The organism is Methylothermus subterraneus, assembly GCF_054656915.1.
Genome location: NZ_BAAHXK010000007.1, coordinates 1 through 18,038 on the forward strand (window position 1 = coordinate 1; position 18,038 = coordinate 18,038).

19 protein-coding genes and 1 tRNA gene are annotated in these 18,038 nt (G+C 58.7%); 12 read left to right on the plus strand and 8 right to left on the minus strand.

Annotated elements, in window-relative coordinates; translation table 11 throughout:
• Nucleotides 1-122: 122 nt before the first annotated feature.
• Nucleotides 123-1,079: a sensor histidine kinase gene (locus ACYQ3M_RS07530; RefSeq protein ID WP_460035457.1), complete on the minus strand. Its 957-nt coding sequence runs from the start codon at nt 1,077-1,079 to the stop codon at nt 123-125.
• Nucleotides 1,080-1,108: 29 nt separating this feature from the next.
• Between ACYQ3M_RS07530 and ACYQ3M_RS07535 the strand changes: the two genes are divergently transcribed.
• Nucleotides 1,109-1,702 (plus strand): ANTAR domain-containing response regulator, encoded by a 594-nt coding sequence (locus ACYQ3M_RS07535; RefSeq protein ID WP_460035458.1) that lies wholly within the window; start codon nt 1,109-1,111, stop codon nt 1,700-1,702.
• On the opposite strand, the gene ACYQ3M_RS07540 is transcribed toward ACYQ3M_RS07535, so the two are convergent.
• Nucleotides 1,699-3,873 carry an EAL domain-containing protein gene (locus ACYQ3M_RS07540; protein WP_460035459.1) on the minus strand — a complete coding sequence of 725 codons (2,175 nt, stop codon included), beginning with the start codon at nt 3,871-3,873 and terminating at the stop codon, nt 1,699-1,701. The genes ACYQ3M_RS07535 and ACYQ3M_RS07540 overlap by 4 nt on opposite strands.
• Before the next feature lie 81 nt (nt 3,874-3,954).
• Between ACYQ3M_RS07540 and ACYQ3M_RS07545 the strand changes: the two genes are divergently transcribed.
• Nucleotides 3,955-4,536, plus strand: coding sequence for a cytochrome b/b6 domain-containing protein (locus ACYQ3M_RS07545; protein ID WP_460035460.1), 582 nt, complete (start codon nt 3,955-3,957; stop codon nt 4,534-4,536).
• Between the two features lie 26 nt (nt 4,537-4,562).
• Complete coding sequence (locus ACYQ3M_RS07550) at nt 4,563-5,117, plus strand: Uma2 family endonuclease (RefSeq protein ID WP_460035461.1); 555 nt, start codon at nt 4,563-4,565, stop codon at nt 5,115-5,117.
• On the opposite strand, the gene queG is transcribed toward ACYQ3M_RS07550, so the two are convergent.
• Nucleotides 5,087-6,169, minus strand: coding sequence for a tRNA epoxyqueuosine(34) reductase QueG (gene queG / locus ACYQ3M_RS07555; RefSeq protein WP_460035462.1), 1,083 nt, complete (start codon nt 6,167-6,169; stop codon nt 5,087-5,089). The two genes, ACYQ3M_RS07550 and queG, sit on opposite strands and share 31 nt — an antisense overlap.
• On the opposite strand from queG, the gene ACYQ3M_RS07560 reads away from it, so the two are divergent.
• From ACYQ3M_RS07560 to grxD, 3 genes are read left to right on the plus strand one after another with little or no spacing between them, the layout of a single operon-like run.
• Nucleotides 6,168-7,643: an NAD(P)H-hydrate dehydratase gene (locus tag ACYQ3M_RS07560; RefSeq protein WP_460035463.1), complete on the plus strand. Its 1,476-nt coding sequence runs from the start codon at nt 6,168-6,170 to the stop codon at nt 7,641-7,643. The genes queG and ACYQ3M_RS07560 overlap by 2 nt on opposite strands.
• Nucleotides 7,640-8,110: a tRNA (adenosine(37)-N6)-threonylcarbamoyltransferase complex ATPase subunit type 1 TsaE gene (gene tsaE / locus ACYQ3M_RS07565; protein ID WP_460035464.1), complete on the plus strand. Its 471-nt coding sequence runs from the start codon at nt 7,640-7,642 to the stop codon at nt 8,108-8,110. The genes ACYQ3M_RS07560 and tsaE overlap by 4 nt, the downstream gene beginning before the upstream one ends.
• Nucleotides 8,111-8,115: 5 nt before the next feature.
• A complete protein-coding gene (grxD, locus tag ACYQ3M_RS07570; RefSeq protein WP_460035465.1) occupies nt 8,116-8,418 on the plus strand; it encodes a Grx4 family monothiol glutaredoxin in 303 nt (100 codons plus the stop codon).
• Nucleotides 8,419-8,439: 21 nt separating this feature from the next.
• On the opposite strand, the gene rnt is transcribed toward grxD, so the two are convergent.
• Nucleotides 8,440-9,045 carry a ribonuclease T gene (rnt, locus tag ACYQ3M_RS07575; protein WP_460035466.1) on the minus strand — a complete coding sequence of 202 codons (606 nt, stop codon included), beginning with the start codon at nt 9,043-9,045 and terminating at the stop codon, nt 8,440-8,442.
• Between the two features lie 147 nt (nt 9,046-9,192).
• Between rnt and ACYQ3M_RS07580 the strand changes: the two genes are divergently transcribed.
• Nucleotides 9,193-9,942, plus strand: a complete 750-nt coding sequence (locus tag ACYQ3M_RS07580; protein WP_460035467.1) for an MlaA family lipoprotein — start codon at nt 9,193-9,195, stop codon at nt 9,940-9,942.
• Here the strand turns inward: ACYQ3M_RS07580 and pyrC are convergent.
• Complete coding sequence (gene pyrC / locus ACYQ3M_RS07585; protein WP_460035468.1) at nt 9,870-10,979, minus strand: dihydroorotase; 1,110 nt, start codon at nt 10,977-10,979, stop codon at nt 9,870-9,872. The two genes, ACYQ3M_RS07580 and pyrC, sit on opposite strands and share 73 nt — an antisense overlap.
• Before the next feature lie 112 nt (nt 10,980-11,091).
• On the opposite strand from pyrC, the gene ACYQ3M_RS07590 reads away from it, so the two are divergent.
• From ACYQ3M_RS07590 to nadA, 3 genes are all read left to right on the plus strand, one after another.
• Nucleotides 11,092-11,343 (plus strand): FmdB family zinc ribbon protein, encoded by a 252-nt coding sequence (locus ACYQ3M_RS07590; protein ID WP_460035469.1) that lies wholly within the window; start codon nt 11,092-11,094, stop codon nt 11,341-11,343.
• 74 nt (nt 11,344-11,417) lie between these two features.
• Nucleotides 11,418-13,187 (plus strand): aspartate--tRNA ligase, encoded by a 1,770-nt coding sequence (gene aspS / locus ACYQ3M_RS07595; protein ID WP_460035590.1) that lies wholly within the window; start codon nt 11,418-11,420, stop codon nt 13,185-13,187.
• A gap of 20 nt (nt 13,188-13,207) precedes the next feature.
• Entirely contained in the window at nt 13,208-14,302 is a 1,095-nt protein-coding gene (nadA, locus tag ACYQ3M_RS07600; protein ID WP_460035470.1) for a quinolinate synthase NadA, read from the plus strand.
• Here the strand turns inward: nadA and ribA are convergent.
• The 3 genes from ribA to ACYQ3M_RS07615 form a co-directional block, all read right to left on the minus strand.
• The gene (gene ribA, locus ACYQ3M_RS07605; RefSeq protein ID WP_460035471.1) at nt 14,299-14,940 is read right to left on the minus strand and encodes a GTP cyclohydrolase II; all 642 of its coding nucleotides are present in this window, start codon (nt 14,938-14,940) and stop codon (nt 14,299-14,301) included. The genes nadA and ribA overlap by 4 nt on opposite strands.
• 61 nt (nt 14,941-15,001) lie before the next feature.
• The gene (locus ACYQ3M_RS07610; protein ID WP_460035472.1) at nt 15,002-15,913 is read right to left on the minus strand and encodes a hypothetical protein; all 912 of its coding nucleotides are present in this window, start codon (nt 15,911-15,913) and stop codon (nt 15,002-15,004) included.
• A 10-nt stretch (nt 15,914-15,923) separates the two neighbouring features.
• Complete coding sequence (locus ACYQ3M_RS07615) at nt 15,924-17,111, minus strand: EAL and HDOD domain-containing protein (RefSeq protein WP_460035473.1); 1,188 nt, start codon at nt 17,109-17,111, stop codon at nt 15,924-15,926.
• Between the two features lie 123 nt (nt 17,112-17,234).
• On the opposite strand from ACYQ3M_RS07615, the gene ACYQ3M_RS07620 reads away from it, so the two are divergent.
• A tRNA-Met gene (locus ACYQ3M_RS07620) sits at nt 17,235-17,308 on the plus strand.
• A gap of 124 nt (nt 17,309-17,432) precedes the next feature.
• Nucleotides 17,433-18,038, plus strand: coding sequence for a hypothetical protein (locus tag ACYQ3M_RS07625; RefSeq protein ID WP_460035474.1), 606 nt, complete (start codon nt 17,433-17,435; stop codon nt 18,036-18,038).

Genomic DNA, 18,038 nt, shown 5'->3' on the forward strand with positions numbered 1-18,038 from the left:
GTGAAGCAGGAATCAAACCTGACTTATTTGGGTAGGGTTTGAGCAACGGTAAGGCAGCCGAGAACGGATGGCAGAGGCTACAGGGGCGGGGTAGCCAGGCTATGCGAAATCGATCCCACTAACTATAGCCCACTTTGGCGTACAAAGCGCACCAAGGGGGGGCGCAAGCTCAAAGCGGCGGTCATTTCCCCGGCCTCCCAAGCGAAGGTTAAGGTAGCCGAGCCGTCTTGGGGAAGCAGCGCCTTGACCAGCTGCAAACCGGTGCCCAAGCCCACGCCTTGGGCAAGATCGAAGGCCGGCGGCTTGGGGCTTGGGTTCTGGATGCGGACCTGCGCTTCCTCAGCCTGTTTGCGCAGGCTAAGGGTGATCGGCCCCTGGCCGTGTTTGATGGCGTTGGCCAAAAGCTCGTTTAAGACCAAGGCGATGCTCACTGCCTCTTGGTCCTGCACTTCGATGGCTTGCAGGTAAGGGATGTCTAAGGTGAGCGCGACTTGGCTCAGACTTAAGCCGGCCTGGGCGATGATCTGGCACAGCTGGCACAAAAACACCCGGTCTTGTCCTTGGCTGCGTAGGCTATAAAGCTGAGCGATGGCGTTGATCTGGCGGATCGGGGTTTCCAGAAGCTCTTTAAGCTGCGGATGGGCGAGCGCCTGGTTGTAGAGCAAACCCGCGATGCCCTGCAGGTTGTTTTTGATCCGGTGGTGGACTTCGCGGATTAACAGCTCGCGTTTTTGCCGTTCTGTGGCTCGTTCGCCGAGCTTGACCCAGACCTTGACGTGGTCCTTAAACCGGCAGGCAAACAGCAAAGCGGGAATAAGCTCGCCGCCTCGCGCCCGCAGGCGGACGGCGAATTGGGTCCTATCGGAAAAAGACAAAAAGGCGCGTGCCGCCGTTAAGCCTTCAGGGCCAAGCAGCGCCTTTAGGCTTTTGTCTTCAAGCTCGGCCTGGCGATAGCCTAACTCTTCGGCCAGAGTGGGGCTGACTTTAAGGATCTGCCCGGTAAGGGAGATGGCAAAAGCGGTGCCAAGCTCAAAGCAAAAGCACGGACAATCCTGACAAGCGCTAAAAGTTTCCGGCATAATAAAAAAAATTAGTCAAAAGGAAGGGTATGAAGATCCTGGTCGTAGAGGACGACGCCCTGGTGCGGGCAACTTTGGCCCAAGGGCTTGCCGCGCACGGCTTTGAGGTGGCGCAGGCGGCTTGCGGTCGCGAGGCGCTTGCGCTGGTCGCAAGCGTTAAACCCGAGCTCGCGCTGGTGGACGTGCGCCTGCCCGACCTTTCCGGGCCTGAACTGGCTAAAATTTTGGACCGCGAGCATGGCGTCCCGGTTCTGTTCCTGTCGGCCTACGACGATCAGGTGGCGGTGAGCCAGGCGCTGGAGGCCGGGGGGTTGGGGTATCTGGTCAAGCCGCTCACCGTCGCGCAGCTGGTTCCGGCGCTGAAGGCCGCCGCGCTGGCGCACAGGCTTAGCGCGTATAAAGCCAAAAAGGCCGAGCTCGAGGAGGCGCTGGCAAGCAACCGGGTGATCAACCAGGCCATCGGCGTCCTGATGGAACGCCGCAAGATGCCGCATCACCAAGCATTTGAGCTTTTGCGCCAGAAGGCCAGGAGCGAGCGGCGCAAGGTCTACGAGCTGGCCTTGCAGGTGGTGCAGGCGGAAGAGGTTTTGAACGGCTTGGGGCATCAGGCGGGGTCGGATTAGTTCGGCGGGCAGGGGATCGCCTTGAGTTTGGGCGAAAGTTTTTGCGGTTCCAGCGGCGGGGAGAAAAAATACCCTTGCACCCGATCGCAGCCAAGCTTTAGGACGAGATCGAGCTGAGGTTTGGTTTCCACCCCTTCGGCGACGACGCAAAGTCCAAGGCTTTTGCCGATCCCCACGAGGTGGGAAGCGAGCGCTAAGTCTTTTTCGGTTTCCAGATGCTGAATAAAGCTTTTGTCGATCTTTAAAGTACGGAAGGGAAAGCGTTTCAGGCACCCGAGCGAGGAGTAACCGGTGCCGAAATCGTCAATCGCGAGGAGCACACCCATGGCGCGCAAGGTCTCCAGGTTGCCTACAACGAGTTCGCTTGGCTCCAAGAGCGTGTTCTCGGTAACCTCAAGCTCCAGGCGCGCGGGGTCGATCCCAAAGCGCACGAGTTCCCGGTAGACGATTTCGGGAAAATCGGGCTGGGCGATTTGGCGCGCCGAGACGTTGACCGCGAGGGTAAGTTCCACCCCCAAACTTTCCTGCCATTGCTTAAGTTGCGCGCAAGCGGTCTGAAAGACCCATTCCCCCACCGGGAAGATGAGGCCGGAGTGTTCCAGACAAGGGATGAAGCGCGCCGGCGGAACCTCCCCCAAGCTAGGATTGCGCCAGCGCAACAGCGCCTCCACGCCCGCGATCCGGCCCCGAAGATCCACCTGCGGTTGGTAGACCAGGTAAAATTCCTCCCGCTCTAGGGCTCGGTGCAGCTCCCCTTCCAAGGTAAGCTTGTGGATGGCGGCGTGTTCCAGGGCGGCGTTGTAGCAATAGGGTCCGAGGCGCTGGCGCTTGGCTTCATACATGGCGGCGTCGGCGTGTTTGAGCAAGGTGTGGGGGTCGCTGCCGTGGTGGGGATAAAGGGCGATGCCGACCGAGGCTTTAACGAATACCTCTTGGGTTTCCAGGCGAAAAGGCGCGGCGAAGGTCTCAAGGAGCTTGGTCGCGATCGGCAGAGGCTCTTCTGGACTTTTAAGGTCCGGTAAGCACAAGACGAATTCGTCGCCGCCGAAGCGCGCGACGGTATCGGTTTTGCGCAAGGCCTTTTTGAGGCGCTGTGCGACTTGCTTGAGCACCAGGTCGCCGCTCAAGTGGCCAAAGCTGTCGTTGATGTGTTTGAAGTCGTCGAGGTCTAAAAACAGCACCGCCAGCAGGCTGCGGTGGCGGCAGGCACGGGCCACCTCCTGCGCCAGCCGGTCCAAAAACAAGCTGCGGTTAGGCAGCGCGGTCAAAGGGTCGAATTGGGCCAAGCGCAAGAGCTCTTGTTCGGCCTGCTTTTGCCGGCGGACGTCGCGCACGACGGCGAGATAGCAAGGCAGGTCCTCGCCGGGAAGGGGCGCGACGGTGATCTCGACGGGCACTTGCCCTTGGTTTGTGAGCGCAAGGGCTGCCAAAGGGGCGCTGCCTGGGCGCCACAAATGGGTCAACACGGAATGGATCGCCAAGGGCCGGTCGAATTCGTCGGCCAGCAAGGCGTTAAGCTTCTGGCCTAGAAGCTGCCCTTGCGGCTGGCCGAAGAGGCGTTCGGCGGCGGGATTGCAGGCTTGGATGGTCCCTTGGGCGTCCAAGGTCAAAAGGGTATCGGGGACGGTGTTTAAGACGCGCTGGAGGTGGGTTTTTATCGCCTCGAGGGCCGCTTGGTCGGCAGCCACGTAAGTCTCAACGGCCAGGCTCAGGTCGAAGAAGACCAGTTTGATCAGCGCGCCAAGCAGCGCAGCTTGCCGTTCTGGGGCAAAGCCCTCTTTCTGGGCTACGATTTCAGCGAGCCGGCTTAGGAACCAGGCGTAGGCGCCGGTGTACCATTGGAGCTTAAGGCCGGCTTTCTGGTGAGCGGCGCCTATTTTCAGGCGGTCGGCGACGTATTGGGCGTCGTAGCGTCCAGAGACCAGCGTTTGCCAGTAGCGGCGCTGGACTTTTTTAAGGTGCCCGAGCGTTTCCGATTTGGCGAGTAACGATTGGAGTTCGGGAAATTTCAGAAGATGGGCGTAAAAATCGTCGAGGATTTGGCCAGCAGCGCGGGTAAGCGCCTTACGGTGTTGGCGCAAGAGCGCCGCATCGGCTTCGGTCAACTCCAAAAACGCCATGCGCTGTTGGATTTCCGCAAGGTCCAGGCTGGGAAGGGGAAAGGTCTTCATAAGCTTTGCCTCCGCTGGGATTTTTTTTAATCCTTGCGGGGACAAGGCAAGAGAGCGGCAACCGGCGGGGAGAAGGCAAAGTTGCCTCAAGTCAACTATAGCAAAAACCCTCAAGTTTGGTCGGCTACCTTAAGGTGGCTGCACTTGGGGTTGGCGGTTTTGGTCAGCCTGGAGCTTGGCCTCGGTTTGGGCCTTACCGCGTTTAAAGGAAATCTCCGTCCGTGGCTGGCCTTAGGGCACGAGTTGCTTGGGCTCATGCTCTTGGGGGGGGTTCTGTTCCACTGGGGCTGGCTCGCGCAAGGGCACGACGGCGGTTTGGCGCGCCTTTGGCCTAGGGATAAAAAAGCCTGGCGAGAGGTGGTTTTGGACGTGCGTGCGCTTTTTCGCTTTGAGCCGCGGGCGGGGGGAGTGCGCACGGGTCTGGCCGGCTTGGTGCAAGGTTTAGGGTTGTTGTTGGTGAGCGTGCAAGGCTTAATTGGCCTGACGATGTTTTTGCTGCTCTCCCCAAACGGAGAGCTGCCGGCGCGCTTAGAGTTTTTAAAGGTTTGGCATCAAGCCTTGGCTTGGGGCGTTCTGGGTTACTTGAGCGTCCATTTGGGGATGGCGCTCTGGCACGCTAAGCGCCGCGACGGAACGCTTGCGGCGATGTGGCCTTGGCGATAAATTGAAACCGCACTCTAGGGGTAGTTATGGCCGCAAGCGTTTATCCTAGGCGCCATCGGATTACCACGGCGGAGTTTCAGCGCATGGTCGAGGCTGGGGTTTTTGCCGAAGACGACCGCCTGGAGCTGATTGAAGGGGAGATCTTTGAGATGGCGCCGGTGGGAGCCCGACATGCAGAGTGTGTAAGCCGCCTGGTACGTATCTTGGTCAAAGGCAGCCGGTCTTTGGTGCGCGTGCAAGATCCCATTTGCCTTTCTGAGGAATCCCAGCCGCAGCCGGATATTGCGGTGGTCAAAGACCGAAACTACGCGCAGGCGCACCCAAGACCGCAAGACGTGCTGCTTTTGATCGAAGTGGCCGATACTTCCTTAACCTATGACCGCACGGTCAAGCTTCCCTTGTACGCCCGTTATGCCATCCCCGAGGTGTGGTTGGTAGATCTCACCCAGAACCAGATCGAAGCCTATCGCCAGCCGCAGCCTCAAGGGTATGGGCAAAAGCTTGTGGCTAAACCGGGCGAGGGGATCAAGGCGGTTTTGGACCCTCAAATTCAAGTCGCGGTGGCGGAGGTTTTAAGCTGAGCGGTATGCTTTGCGAGCGCCCAGCTTACATGCTCGCGCACGAGCGCCGAAGGGTGATTCAGGCGCGCTTTGAGGGCGCTGAGAACCTTAAGGGAAGGGGGGGCGTTGCCAAGCCCCACGGCCAGGTTCCTGAGCCAGCGCTCGTATCCCAGGCGGCGGATCGCCGAGCCTTCGGTCTTGGCGAGAAATTCGGCCTCGCTCCAGGCGAAAAGCTCCACCAAAGACGCCTTTTCCAGGCCGTGGCGCGGCAGGAAATCGGGCTCTTTGGTAAGCTGCGCTTTGCGGTTCCAAGGGCAGACGAGCTGGCAGTCGTCGCAGCCGAACACGCGGTTGCCGATTTTGGGGCGAAGCTCTTCGGGAATCGGCCCGTGAAGCTCGATCGTGAGGTAGGAAATGCAGCGCCGGGCGTCGAGCTGGTATGGGGCGACGATGGCTTGGGTGGGGCAGACCTCAAGGCACGCCCGGCAGCTTCCGCAATAGCTTTTGGGCAGGGGAGGATCGGGCGGCAAGGGCAGGTCGGTGTAGATTTCGCCGAGGAAAAAGAAGGAGCCTTGCTGGAACGCGATCAGGTTGGTGTGTTTGCCGTAGAATCCAAGCCCTGCCTGCTGCGCCAGAGGTTTTTCGAGGACCGGGGCGCTGTCGCAAAACACCCGATAGCCGAACGGCCCGATCCTCTCCTCGAGCTTGCGCGCCAAGACCAAAAGCCGCCTTTTGATCAGCTTGTGATAATCGCGCCCTAGGGCGTAGCGGGAGAGGTAGGCGCGGTTTGGGTCGCCTAGCGCCTGGCGCATGGCTTGAAGCGGTTCGGGAAGGTAGTTGAGGCGCGCGCAGATTACGGATACGGTGCCGGGGACGAGAAGCTCAGGACGAAAGCGCTTTTCCCCGTGTTTGGCCAAATAATCCATCTGGCCGTGCCAGCCTGCTGCCAAAAAGCGCTTGAATCGCGCGCTGGCTGCGTTAAGATCGATGCTGGCTATGCCGATGGCGTCAAACGAAAGCGCTTTGCCCCAGGTTTGAATTTGCTGTTTTAGCGCTGTCCAAGGAGCGTTCATGTTGACCGATAACTTGCCTGAAGCCCTCTATCGTGCCGCGCAGGTGCGCGCCATGGACCGCTACGCTATCGAGCACCTTAACGTGCCGGGGAGCGTGCTCATGCAGCGGGCCGGCAGCGCCGCCTTTGCGGTGTTGCAAAAACATTGGCCGCAGGCCAAAAGCATAGCGGTGCTGTGCGGCGGCGGCAACAACGGCGGCGACGGCTACATTCTGGCGCGCTGCGCGCTCGATTCCGGGCTTGCCGTCAAGGTTTTTGCTTTGAGCCCGCCGGAGCGTTTATCTGGAGATGCGGCCTTGGCCTATCAGGCGTACCGGGCAGCGGGCGGAGAGGTGAGCGAAGCTCTGCCGGCCAAGCTCGAAGGCTTTGACGTGGTGGTCGACGCCCTGCTCGGCACGGGTCTAGACCGCCCGGTCGAAGGACGGTACGCGCAAGCCATCGCCAAAATCGCTGAGTTTTCCGGCGGGGTGCTGGCGATCGATATCCCCTCAGGCCTCCATGCCGACACCGGCGCCATTTTGGGCTGTGCGGTGGAAGCTTTAGCCACCGTCACGTTCATCGGTTTGAAACAGGGGCTGTTCACCGGCGAGGGGCCGGCGTGCGCCGGCAAGGTCTGGTACGCCGATTTGGAAGTGGCGGAAGCCCTCCCGGCCGGAGGCAGGCCCGCTGCGTGGCTTTTAGGGTATCGCAACCTGCTCGCGGCGCGCCGGCGCACCGCGCACAAGGGCCATTTCGGCCACGTGCTGGTGATCGGCGGGGAGGCCGGTTTCACCGGCGCGGCGCACATGGCGGCCGAGGCCGCGTTGCGGGTGGGGGCAGGGCTGGTGAGCGTGGCCACGCGCAAAGCCCACGCGGCGTTGATCCATCTGGGACGGCCGGAGATCATGGCGCACGGGGTAGAAAGCCCTGGAGAACTTGAAGGGTTGCTCGGGCGGGCCACGGTGGTGGCGATCGGGCCGGGGTTGGGCTTAACCTCCTGGGCCAAGGCTTTGCTTGGGACGGTTCTGGCAAGCTCCCTGCCGCTCGTGGTGGACGCCGACGCTTTAAACCTACTGGCCCAATCGCCGCAAAAGCGCGAGGCTTGGGTCCTGACGCCGCATCCCGGGGAGGCCGCCAGGCTGTTGGGGGTGACTTCGGCCGAGGTGCAACGCGATCGCTTTGCGGCCTTAGCCGGTTTGCTCGGGCGCTACGGCGGGGTGGTGGTGCTTAAGGGCGCCGGCACTCTGGTCGGGGCGACCGGCCAGACTCCTTGGGTGTGTGCCTTGGGCAATCCCGGCATGGCTTCTGGCGGGATGGGGGACGTGCTAACCGGGACGATCGCCGGCCTCATCGCGCAGGGCTTGAGCCCATTGGAGGCAGCGCGGATGGGCGTCGCCTTGCACGCCGCCGCCGCCGATGCGGCCGCCGCCGAAGGCGAGCGGGGCATGCTCGCGAGCGATCTTCTGCCGTGGCTGAAGCGGCTGGTCAACCGTTGAGCTTTTATCTGCCCGATCCTGAGACGACCGCGGCGTTTGCCAAGGCGCTGGCGCAGGCGGCGGAGCCGGGGACGGTGATTTACCTTCAGGGCCCTTTGGGGGCCGGCAAGACGACCTTAGTGCGCGCTTTTTTAAGGGCGCTCGGGTTTACGGGCAAGGTCAAAAGCCCCACCTTTACCTTGGTAGAAACTTACGCCGTCTGCCGTTTCCCGGTGGTTCACTTTGATCTCTACCGCCTCGCCGACCCCGAAGAACTGGAATGGATGGGGTTTAGGGAGTATTTTGGGGCCGACACCGTAGGTTTTATCGAATGGCCAGAGCAGGGTGAAGGGTTTTTGCCGCCTCCCGATTTGGCGATCCGTTTGCAGCTCGAAGGCGAAGGGCGAAGGCTGGAAATGCACGCGCTCTCTCCTCGCGGGAGGCGGATTTCTGATAAAATAACTCAAGTTTTTAAACCCAGTGGATAGCAGCCATGAACGTAATCGAACGCATTGAACGGCAGCTTAAAGAGAATCCTGTCATTTTGTACATGAAAGGCACCCCGGACTTTCCGCAGTGCGGTTTTTCCGGCCGGGCGGTGGAGATCTTGAACGCCCTAGGCGTAGAATACGCTTACGTCAACGTCCTGGAAGATCCGGAATTGCGCGAGGCTTTAAAGTCCTATTCCAACTGGCCCACCTATCCGCAGTTGTACGTGAAAGGCCAGCTCGTGGGCGGCTGCGACATTCTGGTCGAGCTGTATCGCCGCGGGGAATTGCAGAAGCTTTTGGCCTAAGTAGGTCGCTTAGAGCCCGGATCAAGCCGGCGCGGCGCGGACTAGGCTCTCCCAACGGTTGACGATGGCGCAGAAGAGCTCGGCGGTCTTTTGCGCATCGTAGCGGGCGCTGTGGGCTTCCTTTGCATCCCATGCGATCCCAGCGGCTTGGGCGGCTTTGGCGAGCACTGTCTGGCCGAAAACCAAGCCGCTCAAAGTAGCGGTGTCGAAAGTGCTAAAGGGGTGGAACGGATTGCGCTTGATCCCACAGCGTTCAGCCGCGGCGTTGACAAAGCTTAAATCGAAGGCTGGATTGTGCCCCACCAGGATGGCGCGGGTGCAGCCGTTTTGCTTGATCGCCGCGCGCACCGGCTGAAAGATCTTGAGCAAGGCGTCTTTTTCTTCCAGCGCGATCCGCAAAGGGTGGTGGGGGTTGATGCCGTTGAACTCGAGCGCGGCTTGATCAAGCTCCGCCCCCGGGAAAGGTTTGACGTGCGCGCTGTGGACTTCAGCGATCGCTAAAAAGCCCCTTTCATCCATTTTTAAAATGACGGCGGCGATCTCGAGCAGCGCGTGCTTTTGGGGGTTAAAGCCCGCGGTTTCGACGTCGACGACCACGGGCAAATACCCGCGAAAGCGGGTGGCCATGCGAAGCTTTGCAGGTGAGGTTTGTGTCATCGGGGATGGCTTTGAAAAAGCTTCAGTGTAGCTTAAATTTGCGTCAGGATTTTAAGCGCTTTCGCGAATATGCTATGTTTTAGAGCGCAATCGGTAGATTTGGGCAGCGATAACAATATGAACAATAAAACCTCAATTGCAACTTGGCTCAGCCTGAGCGTAGCGGCCTGGATTTGGGCCGGGATCGTAGGCTGCGCCAGCCACGGAGACCCCCGCGATCCGATCGAACCGTTCAACCGCAGCATGCAGAAGTTCAACGACACGTTGGACGACTACGTGATGAAACCCATCGCCCAAGGTTATCGGTGGGTGACCCCGGATTTCGTCGATGACGGGGTCAGCAATTTCTTCAACAACCTGGGCGATATCGCTGTGACCGTCAACGACCTGTTGCAGTTCAAATTCGCCCATGGCGGACAGGACGCGGCACGCCTGGTGGTAAATACGACCGTGGGGGCAGGGGGATTGATCGACGTGGCCTCTCGCTTGGGCTTAGAAAGGCACGAGGAGGACTTCGGTCAAACTCTGGCGGTATGGGGGGTTCCGAACGGGCCTTATTTGGTTTTGCCTTTCCTCGGGCCGATGACGCCGCGCGATGCGGTGGGCAACGTCGCCGACGGTTTTCTAAATCCGATTTCTTACACCGTGTTGCCGGCACGGGTGGGTTTGTATGGGCTAAAGACCGTCGATTTGCGCGCCGACAACCTAAAAGCCACCGAAGTCTTGGACGAGGCGGCGTTAGACCGCTACTCGTTCATCCGCAATGCCTATTTCCAGCGCCGCGAATACTTAGTCTACGACGGCGAGCCGCCGCTCCGCGAGGAAGAGTTCGAAGAATTCGAAAAGGAGCTGGAGGAATCCGAATAGGGATTGGGGATGAGGCGCCAGCCTAGGGTTTCGCCGGCGCGCAGGGGCACGATCTCACCGCCTTCCCCGGTATACACTTCGGGTACGCTCCAAGAAGCGGGAGCTAAAGTGACGGTCTCCCGGTTGCGGGGCAGGCGGTAAAAATCTGCTCCGTGGAAACTGGCAAAGGCCTCCAGTTTGTCTAAGGCCCCGGCTTGGGAGAAGGCTTCGGCGTACAGCTCCAAAGCGATGGGGGCGGTAAAGCACCCGGCACAGGCGCACGCCGCCTCTTTGTCCCGGCGCAGGTGGGGGGCGCTGTCGGTGCCTAGGAAAAACTTGGGGTTGCCGGAGGTTGCAGCGCGCAGCAGGGCTTGGCGGTGAGGTTCGCGTTTTGGCACCGGCAGGCAATAGTGGTGCGGGCGGAGGCCGCCGGCGAAGAGGGCGTTGCGGTTGTAGAGCAGATGATGCGCGGTGATCGTCGCGGCCAGGGTGGCCGGAGCGCTGAGCACAAACTCCACCCCCTCTTGGGTGGTAAGGTGTTCGAGGACGATGCGTAAGTTGGGAAAACGCTTGATGATGGGAATGAGTTCGCGCTCGATGAAGATCTTTTCCCGGTCGAAGATATCGACCTCAGGGTCGGTGACTTCGCCGTGAATCTGCAGGACCAAATCGTGGCGCTCCATGGCTTCAAGAAGCGGATAGACGCTTTCCAAGCGCTCTATGCCGGCTTCCGCGTGCGTGGTCGCTCCGGCCGGATAGAGCTTAAACCCCAATATCTCAGGGAATCGGCTGGCGTAAGCGACTTCTTTAACCGGGGTGGCAGCGGTGAGATACAGGCTAAGATAAGGTTCAAAGCCGCTGGCTTTAGGAACGGCGGTGAGAATCCGCGCGCGATAGGCCAGCGCCTGCTCGACCCGGGTAAGGGGGGGGCGCAAATTGGGCATGACCAGCGCCCGCTTGAACTGCGCGGCGCTGAAAGGAGCTACTTGCCTGAGCAAGGCGCCGTCGCGCAGGTGCAGATGCCAGTCGTCGGGGCGGGTAAGGGTGAAAGCGCGCATCCTCAGGTTAATTAGAACAGATGCATCTAGGATGCAGTAAAGCTTGGCGCTTGAAAAGCGCTTTTGGCGTCTCCACTTAAATCAGTTAAGTTAGAGCCTAAGGAGGTGTTGTATGCCAATCTACGAGTACACGTGCCAAAGCTGTGGCCACACTTTGGAAGCGTTGCAAAAGGTGAGCGATCCGCCTTTGCGCGAATGCCCTGAGTGTTCTACGCCGAGTTTAGTCAAGCAGGTATCGGCCGCCGGGTTCCGGCTCAAAGGAGGCGGTTGGTACGAAACCGATTTTAAAAAGGATTCGGAAAAGAAACGCAACTTGGCTGACCGACCTGAACCTGCCAAAGAGTCAAAATCCGAAGCGGCTTGATTCGAATGGGCGGGTTTTGCGCCCGTCCCCACCTGCTTTTACGATCACTTTCTTTAAACTTAGGCCAACTTATGATGCGAACTCATCGGTGCGGGGAACTAAATTCTAGCCATATTGGGCAAGAAGTGGCGTTGTGCGGCTGGGTACACCGTCGGCGCGACCACGGCGGAGTGATTTTTATCGATCTTAGAGACCGAGAGGGAATCGTGCAAGCGGTGGTGGACCCCTCGACGCCGCAGGCTTTTGCCTGCGCCGAGCAAGTACGTAGCGAGTATGTGGTCAGAGTGCGCGGCACGGTCCGGCATCGTCCTCCTGGGACCGAGAACCCGAACCTCCCAACCGGGGAAATCGAGGTGTTGGTCTCAGACCTTGAAATTCTCAACCGCGCCGAGACTCCGCCGTTTCCTATCGACAGCGAAATTCCGATCAGCGAGGAGATCCGCCTGCGCTACCGGTATTTGGATCTGCGCCGCCCGGAAATGCAGGCCAAACTCCGCGCTCGCCGCGACATTGTCCGGGTCCTGCGCCGATTCCTAGACGAACACGGGTTTTACGAAATCGAAACGCCGTTTTTGACCAAGGCGACTCCCGAAGGTGCGCGCGACTATCTGGTTCCGAGCCGGCTGCATCCGCACGCCTTCTATGCCCTGCCGCAATCCCCCCAGCTCTACAAGCAGCTGTTGATGATCGCGGGCTTTGACCGCTATTACCAGGTCGTGCGCTGTTTTCGCGACGAGGATTTGCGCGCTGACCGCCAGCCGGAGTTCACCCAGCTCGACATCGAAACCTCGTTCATGGACGAAAACGAGATCATGGCGCTGATGGAGGAAATGATCCGCGAGCTGTTCCAGGAGGTTTTAAAGGTCGATTTGCCCGATCCTTTCCCCCGCCTCCCCTATTCGGAAGCCCTCTCGCGCTTTGGCAGCGATAAGCCGGATCTACGCATTCCTCTGGAGTTGGTCGAGCTGACCGATCGGATGCGCGGGGTGGAGTTTAAGGTGTTTGCCGAGCCGGCAAGCGATCCGGAAGGAAGAGTGGCGGCTCTGCGCCTGCCTGGAGGGGGAGACCTTAGCCGTAAGGAGATCGAGGAGTTGACGGCCTTTGTCGCCAACTACGGCGCCAAGGGGCTGGCCTACATCAAGGTCAACGCGCGCGACCGCGGGCGCGAGGGGCTTGTCTCACCGATCTTAAAGTTTCTGCCGGATGCGGTGATCGAGGCCATTTTGACGAGGACTGAAGCCCAATCCGGCGACATTCTATTTTTCGGCGCCGGCAAGGCCAAGGTAGTCAATGACGCGCTGGGGGCGCTTAGGGTCCGGCTCGGCCACGAGCGCGGCCTGGTAGCGCCGGGGTGGCGGCCGCTGTGGGTAATCCGCTTTCCCATGTTTGAATGGGACGCGGAGCAAAAGCGCTGGGTGGCTTTGCACCATCCCTTTACCGCGCCGGCCTGTTCCATCGAGGAACTCAAAGCTGACCCGAAAAGAGCGCTGTCTCGGGCTTACGATATGGTTTTAAACGGCGTCGAAATCGGCGGCGGATCGATCCGGATTCACACCCAGCCGATGCAACAGGCGGTGTTTGAGCTTTTAGGGATAGGCCCGGAAGAGGCGGAAGAAAAATTCGGCTTTCTTCTGACGGCGCTCAAATACGGCTGTCCACCGCACGGCGGCATCGCTTTTGGCTTGGACCGCTTGGTGATGCTGATGACCGGTTCCAAGACCATCCGCGAAGTGATGGCTTTTCCTAAGACGCAGACGGCCGCTTGTCCGATGGTGGATGCGCCGGCTAAAGTCAGCGAGGAACAACTGCGCGAACTCGGAATCCAATTGCGCAAGCTTTCCTAACACTTGCCTCTGCAAAACCTATGGCGCAAACTCTGGCGATCCAGGATTACGCCCTGCTTGAAGACGCTGAATGCGAAGCCCGCATTCAGGCCGCCAAAGCCAAGCTGGGCGATGAAGTGGTGATCTTAGGCCACCATTATCAGCGCGATGAAGTCTTCCGCCACGCCGATTTTACTGGCGACTCGCTCAAGCTCTCGCGCCAGGCGGCGGGCTCTAAGGCCAAGTACATCGTCTTTTGCGGGGTGCACTTCATGGCCGAGGTGGCCGATATCCTATCGCGGCCCGAGCAGATTTCGATCCTGCCGGATTTGGCTGCCGGTTGTTCCATGGCGGACATGGCCGATCTGGTCAAAGTAGAGCAGTGCTGGCGCGAGCTCGGGCAAATACTGGATGTGGAGGCGACGGTCACGCCGGTAACTTACATCAATTCGGCTGCGGATCTTAAGGCGTTCTGCGGCCGCCACGGCGGGATCGTGTGCACTTCCAGCAACGCCGCGCAAATTTTAGAGTGGGCCTGGGCTCGAAGGGATAAGGTGCTGTTCTTTCCCGACCAGCACCTAGGGCGCAATACGGCCTACCGCATGGGGATCGCCCTCTCCGAAATGGTCGTATGGCAGCCGGGTAAACCTTTAGGAGGATTGACGAGGGAAAAAATCCTAAACGCCAAGCTCCTCCTCTGGCAGGGGCATTGCTCTGTGCATCAGATGTTCCGTCCCGAGCACGTAGACCAGTTCTTAGCGCGTTATCCGGAAACGCAGGTAATCTCCCATCCCGAGTGCGCTTTCGAGGTCTGCCAGAAAAGCCATTATATTGGCTCGACCGAAACCATCCTCAAGACCGTACGCAGCGCACCGTCCGGATCGCGCTGGCTGGTGGGAACCGAGCTCAACCTGGTCAACCGCTTGCGCAAGGAGATGAAACCTAAAGGCGTGGACGTGCATTTCATGTCGCCCATGGTGTGCATGTGTTCTACTATGTTCCGCATCGACCCGCAGCATCTGGCGTGGGTGCTGGAAAACTTGGTGGCGGGGAACGTCGTCAACCGGATCTTGGTGCCGGAAGAAAGCGCGCACTTGGCGAGGTTGGCCTTGGATCGGATGTTGGACTTGGCTTAGGGCGAATCGGCCTTGTCCAGTTTTTTCAGACTCAAAAGATGGGCCATCTTTTCCGCTTTGGTTTTGAGGTAATGGAGATTTTCAAAGGTGTGCCCGACCTCGATCGGGATCCTTTCGCTTACCCGGATGCCGTATTGTTCAAGCTCTTCGATTTTGTGCGGGTTGTTGGTAATTAGGCGTACCGAGCGGACCTTGAGATCCTTGAGGATTAAGGCAGCAATGCGGTAGTCGCGCTCGTCGGGTTGGTGGCCCAATTTCAGGTTGGCATCCACGGTGTCTAGGCCTTGATCCTGCAGATTATAGGCTTGAAGCTTCTTAAACAGCCCGATGCCCCGGCCTTCTTGCCGCAGATACAAAAGCACCCCGCGTTCCGCCTGCCCGATCAGGCGCATGGCCTCGGCCAGTTGCTCTCCACAATCGCAACGTTTGGAAGCGAACACATCGCCGGTGAGGCACTCGGAGTGGAGGCGGACGAGCACCTCGCTTTGGCCTTTGACTTCGCCTTTGACCAATGCCAGATGTTCCTTGCGATCTAAGTCGTTTTCGTAGTAATGCAGGGTAAACTCGCCGTACCGATTAGGAATACGGGCGCGCACGGTACAAGCAACGCGCACCGGCTTTGGGTCTTTGCGGTCCATTTCAGCCCAAGAAAATCAAAGCACAAGTCATTTGACCTTACCCTAAACGGATGGTTTAAATTCAAGCGCAAAGCAACCGAGCCAGACTGGGCAGCTTGGCGCTCCAGGCTTGCGTGGTTTGGTCAGAAACCTGCGTTTCTTTCTCCAGCTCCAGCAAGGTGATGGTCATCGCGGCGGTTACGATCGGGTCCAGAAAGGCGGCTTTGATCCAATAAGTCAAAATCAGCGCGAAGACGTATTGCCAGACCCCTAGATCGGTGGGAAGGGCCGCGTCTACCCATGCCACCGGTTTCAGGAGCAGCCAGAAGGCAACCAGCGCCAGGCCATACAAGAAAGCGCCGGCAAGCAGAGCGTGCGGCAAAATCTCTCGATAGCGCTCGCACCAGACCACCGCGCCCCGGCGCACATCGCCTAAACGACCCGCTTTGCACGCAAGCGCCAACAAGGCTTCGGCACCCGGCTTGCCAAATAGGCTCGCGCTTAGTCCCCGTTGCAGCCAGCCGGCCAAAGGTTTAGGTAAGAATTGAACGATGCGGTTGCCGGGAGGGAAGTAGCCAAAGCTTTCCAGAACGAATTGCCGGGTTTGCAGATAGCAGGAAAAGCTCGCCTGGGCCGAGGGAAAAAGCCCAAAAACGAAGGCATCGAGGATTTTTAGCTGTTCTTTTCCCGAGGGCAACTCCTGATCGGTTAGCCGTTTGACCATAGCGCTCAGATGGATTAGCTCGACCCGATAAAATAGAACGGCGCGGGTTTGGCGAATCGCATAAATGCACGCGCTCAGTCCAAAGATCGCTCCGAGTTGGCCCCAAAGGGATGGATTTTTGGCGAAAGAAGCGAGGCCATAGAAAGTCCCGGCACCCAGCAAAACGGAGGCCAAATAGGCCAGCGCGATCGCCCCGTAAACCAACAGGCGGCGAGTGGTGGCCGGCATGGTGCGCTCGAGGATTCGGGTGGCGGTAAGCAGCTTGGGCATAGGAAAACTCTTACGTTGCTTGCATTTGCAATTGGTGGCGAACGGCTTCGGCCTGGTCGACCGCGTCTAAGTAAGCCTTTAATAGACTTTCTAAGTCAAGCCCGGTCAGCGGCAATTTATGACACAGACCGTATTCTAAGCTCAAGGCGGTTTGCAGCACAGGGCCTAGTGGGCCGCTGCCGTACAGCAGGGCCTGATTGATCTCATCGAGCAGGTTGATGTGGCGCAGGATCTCTTCCATCGGGGCGTCCATGATCGCATCGAGCAGGGAAAACAAGCCGGCGATATAGCACGGCTCGACGTCGCTGTGGCCAAGTTGGTGGGCGATCGCCTCGCACGTCAGCGCGCGGACCAAGGCGGTGATCAACAATTCGCGGGGGCGGTAGTCGATGGCATTGACCAAAATCACCGCGGCCCAGTGTTTGATTCGGTTCAAACCGAGGAAAACCACAGCGCGGCGAAGGGAGTCGACCTTTTTGGGCAGGCCGTAAAAGGCGGCGTTGATTAAACGCAACAATTTATAACTCAGGGTCATGTCCTGGCCGATAATGGCCTCGATTTCCTCGATGGTAGCGTCCGGATCGTACAGACGGGCGATGAGCTTAAGGAGCGCAAGTCGGTTAGCCGGCAGGTGGGTTCCATGGATCAGGCGGGGGCGTTCGAAGTAGCGGCCCTGGAAGTAATCGAATCCGGCCGCGCAAGCAGCATCGTATTGGTGACGGGTCTCTATGTTACGGGCGAGCAACTGAATTCCACGGGCATGAAGATCGTGCACGTGGGATTCGATTGCGGGAGCAGAATCGGCCGGCAGCGCCCAAATTTTTGCGCATTCCAGGTCTTGGGCTAACGCGGAGTCGTAGCTTTGGCTGCCGATCGCAATTAGATAGTGCTGTTTCGCTAAGTGGTTTAAATCTTGAGAGGCAAGGCAGGATAATGCTTCCTGAGGCAGATAAAGGATCAGTTTGGTAGATGACCAAGGCCGGTTGGGCAATTGCCGAAGCAGCGATACAGGTAACTGGATCAAGCCGGCTTTGCCGCCGGTAAGACGTTCAAGGCGTAGCGTTTGCCAAATTTGGGCTAAGAACGTTTCAAGCCGTGCCTCGTCTTGGCTGGGAAGGCTGCAAGGGCGAAGTTCATAGGCAAATAAGTTAAGCGCCCGGTCGTAAACAGGCACCCGTCCGATAAACCCAGGGATCATAAAAACTCCCTCCTCCTGCTCGACCAAGTAGAGCATAAGCAACCTTACCCTATAGGGCAAGGCTAAATAATTTCGCCTTGAAAAATAACCTACCCTTTGGCTATAATGCTTACCCTAACTTAAGGCTACGTAGCTCAGGTGGTTAGAGCACAGCACTCATAATGCTGGTGTCGGTGGTTCGAATCCACCCGTAGCCACTTTGCTCCCGCCGCGTTTTCCTTTCCTCTCTAGGGCTGATTTTTTTAAGCTGGATTCGGTCCTGATGATTTGGCACAATACCCCGGTACTTAACACAATAACCACAACGAGCGGAGGAGAGCTATGCTGACCATCGCGATCCGGTTTGTTGCAATATCCTGGGCGATTTTCTTGAGTGCTGCCGCCTTTGCCGACGGCGGCGGTGGCGGCACGGTCGGTGGCGGGTGTCGGCTTGCGATCGGAGATTTCACCTTGATGTTCTCGGCGTATCAGCCCCAGCTTACCGGGGACGCAAGGTTTTGTACCGAAATCCCCGGTTTAGGGTCAACGCATCTCGTATTCGATTATGAGTCTTTGGAAGGGTCTACCGCGCAAAAAGCAAAGCTCGATTTAGATAGGCAAATCAAGGCAATGACCATCGAGATTGAGGTCAAAAAAGGGGATCAGAGCATTTTCAAGCGTCCTCCCGAGCCGTTTAAGACCGGGATTGTAGAATCGGTAGTCAACTTCCAGGAAGCCGGCGATTATTTGGTCGAGGTCAAACTCGCCGATCCCAGCGGCAAAACCTTCGAAAGCCATCTGCCTATTAAGGTGGGCGTGGGTGAGTCCTCGCTGCGTAACCTGATTATCTTCGCCGTAATTTTCATAGCGGCGGTTTACTTCCTTTATCTGTCCAGCGCCGGTTTTCGGGAGAAAGTAAACGCCGTCCTGACCAAAATCAAAAAATAA

What these genes read in the sequence shown, in the direction of transcription:
- ACYQ3M_RS07530 (WP_460035457.1), bottom strand. Translation starts at nt 1,079, where the DNA reads ATGCCGGAAACTTTTAGCGCTTGTCAGGATTGTCCGTGCTTTTGCTTT.
- ACYQ3M_RS07535 (WP_460035458.1), top strand. Translation starts at nt 1,109, where the DNA reads ATGAAGATCCTGGTCGTAGAGGACGACGCCCTGGTGCGGGCAACTTTG.
- ACYQ3M_RS07540 (WP_460035459.1), bottom strand. Translation starts at nt 3,873, where the DNA reads ATGAAGACCTTTCCCCTTCCCAGCCTGGACCTTGCGGAAATCCAACAG.
- ACYQ3M_RS07550 (WP_460035461.1), top strand. Translation starts at nt 4,563, where the DNA reads ATGGCCGCAAGCGTTTATCCTAGGCGCCATCGGATTACCACGGCGGAG.
- ACYQ3M_RS07560 (WP_460035463.1), top strand. Translation starts at nt 6,168, where the DNA reads ATGTTGACCGATAACTTGCCTGAAGCCCTCTATCGTGCCGCGCAGGTG.
- queG (WP_460035462.1), bottom strand. Translation starts at nt 6,169, where the DNA reads ATGAACGCTCCTTGGACAGCGCTAAAACAGCAAATTCAAACCTGGGGC.
- grxD (WP_460035465.1), top strand. Translation starts at nt 8,116, where the DNA reads ATGAACGTAATCGAACGCATTGAACGGCAGCTTAAAGAGAATCCTGTC.
- rnt (WP_460035466.1), bottom strand. Translation starts at nt 9,045, where the DNA reads ATGGCCACCCGCTTTCGCGGGTATTTGCCCGTGGTCGTCGACGTCGAA.
- ACYQ3M_RS07580 (WP_460035467.1), top strand. Translation starts at nt 9,193, where the DNA reads ATGAACAATAAAACCTCAATTGCAACTTGGCTCAGCCTGAGCGTAGCG.
- pyrC (WP_460035468.1), bottom strand. Translation starts at nt 10,979, where the DNA reads ATGCGCGCTTTCACCCTTACCCGCCCCGACGACTGGCATCTGCACCTG.
- ACYQ3M_RS07590 (WP_460035469.1), top strand. Translation starts at nt 11,092, where the DNA reads ATGCCAATCTACGAGTACACGTGCCAAAGCTGTGGCCACACTTTGGAA.
- aspS (WP_460035590.1), top strand. Translation starts at nt 11,418, where the DNA reads ATGCGAACTCATCGGTGCGGGGAACTAAATTCTAGCCATATTGGGCAA.
- nadA (WP_460035470.1), top strand. Translation starts at nt 13,208, where the DNA reads ATGGCGCAAACTCTGGCGATCCAGGATTACGCCCTGCTTGAAGACGCT.
- ribA (WP_460035471.1), bottom strand. Translation starts at nt 14,940, where the DNA reads ATGGACCGCAAAGACCCAAAGCCGGTGCGCGTTGCTTGTACCGTGCGC.
- ACYQ3M_RS07610 (WP_460035472.1), bottom strand. Translation starts at nt 15,913, where the DNA reads ATGCCCAAGCTGCTTACCGCCACCCGAATCCTCGAGCGCACCATGCCG.
- ACYQ3M_RS07615 (WP_460035473.1), bottom strand. Translation starts at nt 17,111, where the DNA reads ATGATCCCTGGGTTTATCGGACGGGTGCCTGTTTACGACCGGGCGCTT.
- ACYQ3M_RS07625 (WP_460035474.1), top strand. Translation starts at nt 17,433, where the DNA reads ATGCTGACCATCGCGATCCGGTTTGTTGCAATATCCTGGGCGATTTTC.